The sequence below is a fragment of the Devosia sp. genome (assembly GCF_039927955.1).
Classification (GTDB): domain Bacteria; phylum Pseudomonadota; class Alphaproteobacteria; order Rhizobiales; family Devosiaceae; genus Devosia.
Genome location: NZ_JBDSUA010000038.1, coordinates 14,714 through 27,088, shown reverse-complemented (window position 1 = coordinate 27,088; position 12,375 = coordinate 14,714). Strand labels below are relative to the sequence as shown.

Genomic DNA, 12,375 nt, shown 5'->3' with positions numbered 1-12,375 from the left:
CCACCGAGAAATACACCTGGAGGAGTTGGCCATAGGTCACGACGCTCGGATCATAGGTGATCTGGACGGTTTCGGCGTGGCCGGTCTGGCCCGAGCCGACGGTTTCATACATTGCCGTATCCTTGGCGCCGCCGGCATAGCCGGAGATGGCGTTCTTGACGCCCTTGACGTGCTGGAACACGCCTTGCACGCCCCAGAAGCAACCGCCGGCAAAAGTGGCAACGGCTGTGCCACCGGGGGCAGCAACATCCATGGTTGGCGCCGGAATGACATAGGCCTGTTCCTGCGACTGGGCATGTCCCTGAAACAGCGCCAGCAGCAATACCGGCAGCAAGAGCAGGCCGGCGAACAGCTTGGTGCGATTGCCGCTGAGCGGGCGAACCGCCACGCGAGCATTTGAATTGAGATCGGTCATGACGGACTCCTTGTCACCAGCTTATGCCGGTACGGCGTTGGTCGATATATGGATCATGCGCGCGGCGTTGCGCAGAGGCTTCACGCTGAAATGAACCGCGCCGCAGGCAGGGTACGCACACCAGTTCGCAACGGAGCCCGGCCTGGTTACAGGCGATGACAGCGTCGTGATGTTTGTGTGGCGAGGCCGCCGATCACTGCTAAGCTTGGAACAGAATCTCAGTTCGCCGAAAGTTCATTGCGTGATCGCGCCCACTGCCGAAGCTATTGCCATTATCGCCGAAACCTACCGCCTGCTGGGCGACCCGACGCGGCTGCGCGTACTGATCGCGTGCCTGGCTGGGCCGATTTCTGTCAATGACATCGCCATCAGGGTCGAGGCATCGCCATCGCTGGTCAGCCACCATCTGCGGCTGCTGCGCGGTGCGCGGCTGGTGCGGGGTGAACGCCGCAACCGGCAGGTGTTTTATGCGGCCGCTGACGAACACATTTCGCACATGCTCACGGACATGATCGAGCACACCCACGAGGATCACGAACACGAGTAAGGCGGCACGCCGCACTTCCAATTCACGCAAACATCTGTATAGCTATTCATATATTGAATTGCGGAGCCAGCCATGCCCACCGAACCTGCCAAAGCGCACGACCATTCACACGGCGATGATGGCCATGATCATGCGGGCCACGACCACACTGGTCACGATCACCCAGACCATGGCCATGAAGGCCACAGTCACGCGCCACAGGTCAGCAACGCCAATGAACGCGTTGTGCTGATCGCCTTCGTGCTGACGCTGGGCTTCATGGTCGCCGAAGTCGCTGGCGGGCTGCTGTCGGGCTCACTGGCGCTGCTGGCCGATGCAGGGCACATGTTGATCGACGCCGCCGCACTGGCGCTGGCCTGGGCCGGTTTTCGCTTTGGGCGTCGGGCATCGGATGGCCGCCGGACCTTTGGCTATATGCGGTTCGAGGTCATCGCCGGCTTTGTCAACGCGGTGACGCTGATCCTGCTGGTGGCCTGGATTGCCTATGAGGCCGTTACACGCCTGTTGGCGCCGGAAACTGTCCTGGCTGGCCCAATGTTCTGGGTGGCACTGATCGGGCTGGTGATCAACATCGCGGTCTTCTTCGTGCTGCAGGCGGGCGACAAGGAGCACGTCAACATCAACGGCGCGCTGCTGCACGTGACGGGCGACCTGCTCGGCTCGGTCGCGGCCATTGGCGCCGCCATCATCATCTATTTCACTGGCTGGATGCCGATCGACCCAATCCTGTCGGTGCTGCTTTCAGCCTTGATCCTGCGCAGCGCCTGGTCGCTGCTCAAGGGTTCGCTGCATATCCTGATGGAAGGCACGCCCGGCAATGTGGTGATTGACGAACTCAGGGAGCATATCGTCCAGACCGTACCTGGTGTCGCCCAGTTATCCCATGTCCACGTCTGGTCGATCACCTCCGGCCGCCCGGCTGCGACGCTCGAACTGCGCCTCGCCGCCGGGGCCGACCCCGCAGTCACCAGCCGCGCGGTCAAGGCGGAACTGCGCAAGACCTATGGCATTGTCCATACCACGGTCGAAATCGACTGGGGCAACGGCGCGCCGGAATGCGATCTGCTGGCTGGCGACGCAGCGGCTCCCTGAGTGAGGCAAGCGCCTCAGGTCGAGTCTGTGCCTCGGTCCACCCGCCTCACTGCGGCGCGAGTTGGGTCATGGCATCGAAATTACGAATATTGTCGTAGGTGTTCTGGATGGTTTCCGCGTTGTCGGGCCCGGGTACGCTGATGCCGCTTTTGAGGAGATCAACATAGCTCGATTGCGGTTGAAACAATGAATTTGTGCTGCCCCGCCGCGACAGATCCAGCTTGCGCAGCGCTTCGCTCAAGGTGTCCGTCGCCTTGATTCCCGTGTCGAGGCCGATAATGTCCGACTGGATATCAAGCGCATTGACGGGCATGTTCTCGGTCGCCACGCCGTTTCGCACCAATGCGCTGATTTCTGACTGCAGCAGGGCATCCGGATAGACCGCTGCCGCCTCCGTACCTGCCGCCTGGAAGGCGTAGGCGGCATTTCGCGCCAGATCGTTCTGCCGCAATACATCGGCGGAACGGCCAGCGCTGGTGGCTTCTGGCGCAATCATCGCACCATAGATATTTTCCAGCGCCGAAACGTCGCCGGTACGATTGTAGAGCAGGCCAAGCGCCAGTTGCGAATTTGCCTGGATATCCAGCCATGCGACATTGCCAGTGGCAATATCATGCTCGGACGCCGCGGCAGAGCGATCGACGATCTGCTGCAGCAGCGCGCTGTCCTCTCCCGAGCCGGCTAGGCCCAGCACCGTCACGCCATTTTGCCAATACTGGTTCGGTTCACCCGACAGCAGTTCACGCACCTTGTCGAGGTCAGCGGGCTTGAGCGCAGCAATGTCGGCCTCCGGCACCTCGTGCCAGTAACTCGACAGCAGCTCTTCGACGGGCATTCCGGACGGCTCCTGAGCGAGGCGTTGGGCTAGTGGAATCTGCTGGCTGAGCTGCATCATGTCCGGGGTTTCGTTGCCGTCGAACACCGGAAAGATCTGGCCCTGCAAGTAGGCATCACATTCGTCCGACGACACCCGCAGGCTGTTGCTCGATGCAGTGTAATACATCAGGCGGCCCTTGGTGTTTACTTCATCGGGCAGCCCCTGCCCGTGGCCGAACTCATGCCCCGCCACCACGCCTTTATTGTTGCCGTTGAGCGAACCAATGGAAATCAGCACCGGTCCGCATGCTGGCCGGTACAACCGCCGAAAGTCTGGCGGTGATCGGTAACCGCGTAGCCACAAAAGTCGATCTTGCGCACGATGTAGAGCGAGAACCGCCGATCGCTGCGATATTTCACAAAATCGCCAGCGACGGTGAGCAATGGTGGCAATGTGCTGCCTGCGCCATTGAATACGGCGCCCTTCACCGTGAAATTAGTCGGGCAGGCCTTGTCGCCCGGCGAGTCGTCCTTGGTCAAAATCGCGCCGGCAATGTCCAACGCTTTCTGCACCTGTGCGGCCGTTACCTCGTCCGTATAGCTCCAGACTTTGATGCTGTAATCGGTCGCGAAACAATTTGCACTTAAACACATGAAAATTATCAATAATGCTGCACGCATTTTGTCTCTCCGATCTGCTGGCACCATAATCTATAGTACTCAACAGCTGTTCTGAAAAGAACAAATCAATGAATCGCGGCACTCGGCACAAACTTCAATGTTGGTCACCAGCAGTTCAAGGCACTGTTCAAACAACCGACTAGGTCCCAGCAACAGCATTCACATATTTGTGCGCATCCGTACCAAAATGTGAATGCTTCAAGTGGCAACGCGGCTGCTGCAGCAACGTTATGTCTTCCGCGGGTGGGCAAACCCAGAGGAGACTAAAATGAAGCTATCCCATGTTATCATGATGAGTGTCGCAATGCTCGCGGGGACGAGCGCTCTAGCATCTGCTGGCGACGTTAATGCGACCGTCGGCGGGGCAACATCGGCAACTACGACCGCCGGGGACACCAATGCCGGCGTCAATGCTGCTGCTGGCGTAAATGCCGGAACAACGACCGACACTTCGGGCACGGATGCGAAAGCCTCGACCACAGCCTCCGGCCAGGCCGCCATGGACACGTCGTCCTCGCTTGACAGCCTGAAAGCCTCGATCGCCGCTTCCGGCAGCACCGATCTTTCGGCGGTGAACGATCAGTCGGTCATCAATATCGTCTTGCTGTCGTCCGTGCAGGGCAGTGCCGGTGCCGCCACCAATGACGAATTGGCCGCGCTGATGTCAGGCGATGCAGTGGACGCGGGACTCACCGCAAAAGTTGAAGCCAACGCTGCGGTGAAGGCCAAGCTCGAAGCTGCGGGCTATGACGCCAGCGATGTGGTCGCGATCAACAGCGCAGCAGACGGCGCCATCACCGTCTATGTTGACGATCGCAAATAAGCAAACCGGGAGGGCGGCACTGCCGCTCTCCCAACATAGCGGCACCGAAGGACCCGCAGTTATGGGCGTGGCCAGGTCGAGACCAACACTTGCTCTCGACACATCGATTACGATCAATCGGCAAAACCTCTTGACCTAAATCATACCAAAAATTTCATGAGATCATCAACGCCAACCCTTAAATCCTCGAATACTATCAAGAGGATGGGTGGCGCGAGAGACGGGGCTCGAACCCGCGACCTTCGGCGTGACAGGCCGACGCTCTAACCAACTGAGCTACTCCCGCAGCGGCAAACTTTCGTCTGCGCAACGTGGGGTTCGTGTACCGACCGCCCCCTTTGAAGTCAAGCGCATCAAACCCGATTTTTCCGCGAAAGTTGCGTAATCTCATTGCCCTGTGCAAAAGTTTTGTGACGGCACGGCAGGTCCTTCGATGGTGCAAGGCAGCCTGCCGGGGGTTTTCTGGCTCTCGCTGCGGTCAGACAGGGCCAAACCCGGTTTTGCGCTTCAAACGCTTCAGCCCAGCGTGGCTGTTTCATCCGTCACCCAAGAATCGCGTTGTTCTGTCACCGAATCCGCCACCGGCGTTGATCATCGGAACCAAGCGGGGCGACGCGACAACGCGCGTGGTGAGAACGACTGACAGTGTGGAGGTTTGCCGGAAGAACTGGTGGGCGATGACGGACTCGAACCGCCGACATCCTCGGTGTAAACGAGGCGCTCTACCAACTGAGCTAATCGCCCGATAGCCATTGGGCGTTCGGTGGGCTCTGATTAGGGCCAGCGCCCTGCCCCGTCAACCCATGATCCGGCTAAAAAAGCGAAGGCCCCGGCGCATTGCGCACGGGGCCAAAAGGCACATCCCCAATAAGGGAACACGCGAGAAATGTTTGTTGGGGTCGCTGCGACGAGTCGCTTGGCGTGGTCTTCGAGAACCGAAGCGGAGCGTACCTAAGGTACGTGAGCATCGGAAGCGCAGAAGATCGCGTCAGGAGACCGACGCAGTAGAGACCAACAGGCATTTCTTAGTTGATGGCGTCTTTCAGACCCTTGCCGGGCTTGAACTTGGCCTGGTTGGAGGCCGGAATCTGGATTTCCGCGCCGGTAGCAGGATTGCGGCCAGTGCTGGCCTTGCGGGCGGACACGGCGAAAGTGCCGAAACCAACCAGACGGACTTCTTCGCCGGCCTTGAGCGAAGCGGTGATCGCTTCAAACACTGCGTCAACAGCTTCGGCGGCCTGGGCTTTGGTCAGGGTTGCTTTGTCGGCGACAATGCCGATCAGATCGTTCTTATTAGACATAGCGTTTCCTCACTGTGGAATGCCCGCCTTTGCTGGCGAACCAAAACGCCGCCACCCTTTTGCGATTCTGATCAAAACGCAAGGATTTCCGGGCGTCTCGGGGTGGCGGACCGTGCAATTCTGTTAATGAACCGGAAAAATACCGATGGAAACCGTCGTTTCACGGTTTTTGCCGGTTTTCCAAGGGTCTTGCGGATTTTCGCAGTATTGGTCAGATTGCCGCCGCTGGCCCGCTGCGGCGGATGCCCAGCATCAATGGCAGGGCCAGCAGATAGATCGCTGCGCCAACCAGCCAAACCGCGCCCGGCCAATGCGGTTGTACCGCAAAGTACACCAGGCTGAAGAACAGCGGCGAAAACACCGAGGCGACGCTGACCAGTGATGCCAGCACGCCCTGCAACTGGCCCTGCTTGTCGCTATCCACCTGCTTGGTGATAAGCGATTGCAGCGCCGGCATGCCAATGCCGCCCATCGCAAACAATGGCGCGAGTGCGAACAGGATCCAGCCCTGGCCTGCAAAGCCAAGCACCACAAGCGCGGTGAGATCGAACGTCATGCCCACCACCAGCGCCCAGCGCTCACCCAGCCGCGCCACCACCGGACCGGTCAGGAATGCCTGCGCACCGGCATGGCAGATCCCAAACGCACAGAGTGACAGGCCCACCATGAAGCCGTTCCAGGCGAACTTGTCCTGGCTGAACAGCGCCCAGACGGTGCCGTACATATTGCCTAGAAAGTTGAAGATGACGAAGATTGCCATCATCGGAATCAGCGCCCTGAAGGACAGCGCCCATTTCAGCGGAATGAACGGGTTCAGGTTCTTCCACTCAAACGTCCGCTCATCGCGTTGGCGCGATTCGGGCAGCACGAACAGCGCCAGCGCGAAATTGGCGCCGTTGAGCAGGGCGGCGGCGATGAATGGCGCACGTACCCAATAATCGCCCAGCAGCCCGCCGAGCACCGGGCCGATGATGAAGCCGATGCCGAACATGGCGTGGAACAGGCCAAAGCGCTTGGCCCGCTCGTCCTCGGTGGAAATGTCGGTGATGTAGGCGGTGGCCACTGCCATATTGGCGCTGGTGATGCCGGCAATCGCCCGGCCCAGCACCAGCATCCACAGCTGTGGGGCAAACGCCATGATCAGGTAGTCAATCGCCGCGCCAGCCAGCGACAGCAACAGCACGGGGCGGCGACCGAAGCGATCGCTCAACACGCCCAGCACCGGCGAGAACAGGAACTGCATCAGTGAATACAGCGCCAGCATGACGCCGAGCAGCGTCGCCACCTCGCTGGTATGGCCAACATCGCGCAGCAGCGCCGGCAGAATCGGAAAGATCAGACCAATGCCGACGGCATCGAGCGTCACTGCCAACAGAATCACGATCAGCGGCTTGTTCATGAGGTCCGTCCCAGTTGCGGCCTCTTCTAAAACGGCGGGCCGGGATAACGAAACAGCGCAGCGCGCACTATTTCTGTTGTCCCGACCTTGATCTGGTTCAGTGACACACCGTGTCAGCAGTCGCTTGCTGCTACGCTGCCACCGGCTTGGGTGTCTTCACCGTGCCAAACAGCGGAGTGGCCAGCAGATAAAGCGCCGCCCCGACGATCCAGATGGTGCCAATCCAGATGTCCTTCGTGGAAAAGAACACCACCGTGGTGAGCACCGGCCCGACGATGCCGGCGAGGCTCATCAAGCTGGCCATCACACCCTGCAGCTGACCCTGCTGATCATCGCTCACGCGCTTGGTCAGCAAGGAGTTCAGCGCCGGCATGGCAACGCCACCGAGGGCGAACAACGGGGTGACGGCGTACCCCATCCAGCCCTGATCGGCGAAGCCCATCAGCACATAGCCCAAAGTGTCGAAGGCGACACCGATCATCAGCGTGCCCAGATCGCCGAACCGACGCGACAGCGGGCCGACCAGAAAGGCCTGCGCCAGCGCGGCAGTGACGCCAAAGGCTGCCAGCGACATGCCCAGATGCACCGAATCCCAGCCGAACCGGTCGGTGCCGTAAAGCACCCAGATCGTGCCGGGGATGGCGGCGACCAGCCCAAAGACCACCGAGACGATGACATAGGGCATCAGTGCGCGGAAATTCCACAGCCAGAGCAGCGGGCGCAGCGGATTGAGTTCCTTGAGTTCGAACTTGCCGGGCTGGGCCTTGCGGCTTTCAGGCAGCACGACAAGCGCCACCAAAAGGTTCAGGCCATTGAACACGGCTGCGGCGAGGAACGGAGCCCGCAACCACCAGGCGCCGACCACGCCGCCGATAACCGGACCGATGATGAAGCCGACACTCATGACGGCGCCCAGCGTGCCGAACCGTTCGGCGCGCTTATCCTCCGGGGTAATGTCGGTGATGTAAGCGCTGGCCACCGCCATGTTGGCGCTGGTCACGCCGGCCATGGCGCGGCCGACGACCAGAACCCAACCATAGGGGGTGAAGGTCATAAAGAGATAATCGACCAGCGTACCTGCCAGCGACAGCAGCAGCACCGGACGGCGCCCGAAGCGGTCGCTCATGGCGCCGAGAATCGGCGAAAAGACGAACTGCATCAATGCATAGGTCGCCAGCATGACGCCGTAGAGGAAACCGATATCGCCATTGCCGACGATTTCGGCGAGCAGCGAGGGCAGGATCGGAAAAATCAGACCAGCGCCGATGGCATCGAGGGCGACAGTCGCCAGTATGACAATAAGTGCCTTGTTCACGGGGAGCCTCCGGGGTATAATTTATCAGTGATAAGTTGCTTATCGGTGATAAATTACCTTATCGGTGATAAGTCAAGAGGAATGTGCGAACGCATGGCGATCGAGCCCAGGAAAATTGTCGAAGAGGCATTGGCGCTACTCAACGAGGTGGGGATCGACAAGCTGTCGACGCGCAAGCTGGCCGAACGGCTTGGGGTGCAGCAGCCGGCGCTGTACTGGCATTTCCGCAGCAAGTCGGTGCTGCTCGATGCAGTCAACAGCGCCATGGTGGCGCGCTTTCATACCGCAAGGGTGCCCAAGCCAGGCCAGGCCTGGTGGGACTTTACCATCGAATATGCACGCAGCATGCGAACGACGCTGTTGTCGGTGCGGGATGGCGCGCGGTTGACAGCCGGCACGCGACCATCGGCCACCGACTTTGCCGACGCGGAGCGGACGCTGGAGGTTTACGTCAATGCGGGCTTTTCCGCCGAAGAAGCGTTCAACATCTCGATTTCAGTGACGCGCTACGTTGTTGGCTATGTGCTGGAAGAACAAGGCGAGCGCGAGCGCCACGAAGAGGACGGCGTGCGGGAAACCGACGATCCGATGGCCGAGGTGGCCCAGTTTCCCTTGCTGCATCAGGCATTGCTCCCGCTGATTGCCCAAGGCACGATCAATACCGAGCAGGTTTTTGAGAGCGGGCTGAACTACATGGTCGATGGCATGAAAGCCGCCCTGCTCGCCAAGCAGTCCGGGAAAGCCTCGGAACCACGTTCAAAATGAAAACGGCGCCCGAGGGCGCCGTTCCGTCTGCATGATTCAGGATTTACTTCTGCGCTTCGGCGACACATTCGTCGGACGAGTAGCGCATGTTTTCGGTGCCGGCGCTCATGTCGGCGATAGCGGCGTCGACATAGAATTTGGTCAGGCGGTCATATTCGGTCTCTGCAACGCCATCGGCATCGAGTGCGGTCTTGGCGCGAGCGAACGACATGGTCGCCATCTGCTCGGAAGCGGCCTTTTCGTCAGCAGTCACCTGATCGGACATCGAGGCAACGGTAAACGCCGCGCCGCAGAACATCGCGATATCGACGGCATCGCTGACCTGATCGCCTTCCGGATCCACTGGAACGGCTTCTGCAGCATGGGCGGCAAGCGAAAAGGCCAGCAGGGCTGCGGTGGCGACCGCAAGAATCTTGGTGCGCATTGAACGAAATTTCCCCCAGGGAAGCAGCCAGGATGACGCTCCCGATAACGGCGGCATTCATAGCTCAAAATTCCACCAATCGTCCACCATCCGGGCCGAACAACCTTAATTTCCGTCACCAAACAAAAACGGCGCCCGAAGGCGCCGTTTTCAAGCTTTTGATTGATCAGTGCGGCAGGCCTGCCGCGGCATCGTCAGGGGTTTCGACTGTTGTCGATACCGCCGGTACGACCTCGTCGAAGTTCCATTCGATCGGCTCGGGCTGGCGCACCAGCGCATGCTTGATCACCTGGTCCATGCGGCTGACCGGGATGATTTCCATGCCGGTCTTGACGATGTCCGGGATCTCGGCGAGATCGCGCACGTTTTCTTCCGGGATCAGCACGGTCTTGATGCCACCGCGCAAAGCGGCCAGCAGCTTTTCCTTGAGCCCGCCGATGGGCAGAACGCGGCCACGCAGGGTGATTTCACCCGTCATCGCCACATCGTTGCGCACCGCTATGCCGGTCATCACCGAAACGATCGCCGTTGCCAGACCGATACCAGCCGACGGACCATCCTTGGGGGTGGCGCCTTCGGGCAGGTGGACGTGGATATCGCGGGTATCGAACATCGGCGGCTTGATGCCAAAATCGATCGAGCGGGAGCGGACGTAAGCCGTTGCCGCAGTCAGCGATTCCTTCATCACTTCCTTGATGTTGCCGGTCACGGTCATCCGACCCTTGCCCGGCGTCATCACGCCTTCGATGGTGAGCAGCTCGCCGCCGACCGAGGTCCAGGCCAGACCGGTCACCAGACCAACCTGTGCCTCGGCTTCGATTTCGCCGTGCTTGTAGATATCGGCGCCCAGATATTTGGTCAGCAATTCCTCGTCGATGGTGACCGACTTGACCTTGGTCTTGACGATCTCGGCCACCGACTTGCGCATCAGCTTGGAGATTTCACGCTTGAGGTTACGTACGCCCGCTTCACGGGTATAGCGCTGGATCAAGGCGGTGAGCATCGCGTCGCTCAGGACAAACTCGCTCTTTTCGAGCCCGTTTTCCTTCAGCGTTTCCGGGATCAGGTGCTGCTTGGCGATCGCGTGCTTCTCCTGCTCGGTGTAACCCGACAGGCGAATGATCTCCATGCGGTCCATCAATGGGCCGGGGATGTTCAAGGTGTTCGAGGTGGTGACGAACATCACGTCCGACAGGTCGTAGTCGACTTCCAGATAGTGGTCGGCAAACGTGTGGTTCTGTTCCGGGTCCAGCACTTCAAGCAGCGCCGAAGACGGATCGCCACGGAAGTCCTGGCCCATCTTGTCGATTTCGTCGAGCAGGAACAGCGGGTTGGACTTACCCACTTTCTTGAGCGACTGGATCACCTTGCCGGGCATCGAGCCGATATAGGTACGACGGTGCCCGCGGATTTCGGCTTCGTCCCGAACCCCGCCAAGCGCCATGCGCACAAATTCACGGCCCGTCGCCTTGGCGATGGACTTGCCCAGCGAAGTCTTGCCGACGCCGGGAGGACCGACGAGGCAGAGGATCGGCCCCTTGAGCTTGCCGGTGCGCGACTGCACAGCCAGATACTCGAGAATGCGTTCCTTGACCTTTTCCAGACCGTAGTGATCCTCATCGAGAACCTTCTCGGCCAGCAGCAGGTCGCGCTTCACCTTGGACTTCTTGCCCCAGGGCAGACCCAGCAGCACATCAAGATAATTGCGCACGACGGTGGCTTCCGCCGACATCGGGCTCATCGTCTTGAGCTTTTTCAGCTCGGCATCCGCCTTGGTGCGGGCCTCCTTGGACAGCTTGGTCTTGGCGATGCGATCTTCCAGCTCCGTCAGCTCGTTGGAGCCTTCTTCGCCATCGCCCAGCTCGCGCTGGATCGCCTTCATCTGCTCATTCAGGTAATATTCGCGCTGGGTCTTTTCCATCTGCCGCTTGACGCGGCTGCGGATGCGCTTTTCCACCTGCAGGACGCCGATTTCGCCTTCCATCAGGCCAAGAATCTTGGTGAACCGATCAGCGACCGAAACGGTCGACAACAGGTCTTCCTTCTCGATGATCTTGATCACCAGATGGCTGGCAATGGTATCGGCGAGCTTGGAGTGGTTCTCGATCTGGCCGACGGCAGTAACGACTTCGGCGTTGATTTTCTTGTTGAGCTTCACATAGCTCTCGAACTCGGTCTGGGCCGAGCGCGCCAGTGCCTCAAGTTCGGTCGCATCGTGCGCAGGCTCGGCCAGGATGCTGGCTTCGGCCTCGAAATAATCCACGGTCTGCAGGTAGCGATCGATGGTGGCGCGGTGCAGCCCTTCGACCAGCACCTTGACGGTGCCGTCGGGCAGCTTGAGCAGTTGCAGGACGGTGGCGATGGTGCCCGTATCATAAATCTGATCGGGAGCAGGATCGTCGTCCTGGGCATTCTTCTGGGTCACGACCAGAATATGCTTGTCGTCGCGCATGACCTCTTCGAGCGCTTTTACGGATTTCTCGCGGCCAACAAACAGCGGCACGATCATACCTGGAAAAACGACGATATCGCGCAAGGGGAGCACTGGGTAAACCCGGTCCCGGCTAGATTCGGCGCCGGCGGGATGGAGGTCCGACATCACTTTTCCTTTCCGGGGCGCGCTGGAAGGAAGAAAGGTAGCACGCCCGTAACAGACAGCCCTGAACTCAAGATGGGCTGATTCCGATTAATAAATAGGTTCATGCCCCGAGGCCACAAGACAACGTTCACAAAATAGTCGCGATTGGCCTGAACGCACAGGAGATGTGCGTGGATCGGGGGGCTGGCGCGGTATTTT

The 12,375-nt window shown here is 59.8% G+C and carries 12 protein-coding genes and 2 tRNA genes; 4 read left to right on the top strand and 10 right to left on the bottom strand.

Annotation, left to right across the window (positions count from 1 at the left end; translation table 11 throughout):
* The coding region (locus tag ABIT12_RS10830) for a peptide-methionine (S)-S-oxide reductase (protein WP_348041855.1) at positions 1-415 on the bottom strand (415 nt) is incomplete at its 3' end.
* Positions 416-656: 241 nt separating this feature from the next.
* On the opposite strand from ABIT12_RS10830, the gene ABIT12_RS10825 reads away from it, so the two are divergent.
* Positions 657-962 (top strand): metalloregulator ArsR/SmtB family transcription factor, encoded by a 306-nt coding sequence (locus ABIT12_RS10825; protein ID WP_348041854.1) that lies wholly within the window; start codon positions 657-659, stop codon positions 960-962.
* A gap of 72 nt (positions 963-1,034) precedes the next feature.
* Positions 1,035-2,054 (top strand): cation diffusion facilitator family transporter, encoded by a 1,020-nt coding sequence (locus ABIT12_RS10820; RefSeq protein WP_348041853.1) that lies wholly within the window; start codon positions 1,035-1,037, stop codon positions 2,052-2,054.
* Between the two features lie 46 nt (positions 2,055-2,100).
* Here ABIT12_RS10820 and ABIT12_RS10815 read toward each other — a convergent pair whose 3' ends face one another.
* The gene (locus tag ABIT12_RS10815) at positions 2,101-3,168 is read right to left on the bottom strand and encodes a hypothetical protein (protein WP_348041852.1); all 1,068 of its coding nucleotides are present in this window, start codon (positions 3,166-3,168) and stop codon (positions 2,101-2,103) included.
* Entirely contained in the window at positions 3,162-3,551 is a 390-nt protein-coding gene (locus ABIT12_RS10810; protein WP_348041851.1) for a hypothetical protein, read from the bottom strand. The genes ABIT12_RS10815 and ABIT12_RS10810 overlap by 7 nt, the downstream gene beginning before the upstream one ends.
* 268 nt (positions 3,552-3,819) lie before the next feature.
* On the opposite strand from ABIT12_RS10810, the gene ABIT12_RS10805 reads away from it, so the two are divergent.
* A complete protein-coding gene (locus tag ABIT12_RS10805) occupies positions 3,820-4,374 on the top strand; it encodes a hypothetical protein (RefSeq protein WP_348041850.1) in 555 nt (184 codons plus the stop codon).
* A gap of 209 nt (positions 4,375-4,583) precedes the next feature.
* Here the strand turns inward: ABIT12_RS10805 and ABIT12_RS10800 are convergent.
* The 5 genes from ABIT12_RS10800 to tet(30) all read right to left on the bottom strand — a co-directional run bounded on the left by ABIT12_RS10800 (position 4,584) and on the right by tet(30) (position 8,389).
* Positions 4,584-4,660: transfer RNA gene (locus tag ABIT12_RS10800), tRNA-Asp, on the bottom strand.
* A gap of 382 nt (positions 4,661-5,042) precedes the next feature.
* Positions 5,043-5,118 (bottom strand) — tRNA-Val (locus tag ABIT12_RS10795).
* Between the two features lie 281 nt (positions 5,119-5,399).
* The gene (locus ABIT12_RS10790; protein WP_348041849.1) at positions 5,400-5,675 is read right to left on the bottom strand and encodes an HU family DNA-binding protein; all 276 of its coding nucleotides are present in this window, start codon (positions 5,673-5,675) and stop codon (positions 5,400-5,402) included.
* Positions 5,676-5,886: 211 nt separating this feature from the next.
* A complete protein-coding gene (tet, locus tag ABIT12_RS10785) occupies positions 5,887-7,074 on the bottom strand; it encodes a Tet(A)/Tet(B)/Tet(C) family tetracycline efflux MFS transporter (protein ID WP_348041848.1) in 1,188 nt (395 codons plus the stop codon).
* Between the two features lie 130 nt (positions 7,075-7,204).
* Entirely contained in the window at positions 7,205-8,389 is a 1,185-nt protein-coding gene (gene tet(30) / locus ABIT12_RS10780) for a tetracycline efflux MFS transporter Tet(30) (RefSeq protein WP_348041847.1), read from the bottom strand.
* Positions 8,390-8,482: 93 nt separating this feature from the next.
* Between tet(30) and ABIT12_RS10775 the strand changes: the two genes are divergently transcribed.
* Positions 8,483-9,154, top strand: coding sequence for a TetR/AcrR family transcriptional regulator C-terminal domain-containing protein (locus tag ABIT12_RS10775; RefSeq protein ID WP_348041846.1), 672 nt, complete (start codon positions 8,483-8,485; stop codon positions 9,152-9,154).
* Positions 9,155-9,197: 43 nt separating this feature from the next.
* Here the strand turns inward: ABIT12_RS10775 and ABIT12_RS10770 are convergent, their stop codons facing one another.
* Both ABIT12_RS10770 and lon read right to left on the bottom strand, forming a co-directional pair.
* Entirely contained in the window at positions 9,198-9,578 is a 381-nt protein-coding gene (locus ABIT12_RS10770) for a hypothetical protein (protein WP_348041845.1), read from the bottom strand.
* 166 nt (positions 9,579-9,744) lie between these two features.
* Complete coding sequence (lon, locus tag ABIT12_RS10765; protein ID WP_348041844.1) at positions 9,745-12,177, bottom strand: endopeptidase La; 2,433 nt, start codon at positions 12,175-12,177, stop codon at positions 9,745-9,747.
* Positions 12,178-12,375 lie beyond the last annotated feature (198 nt).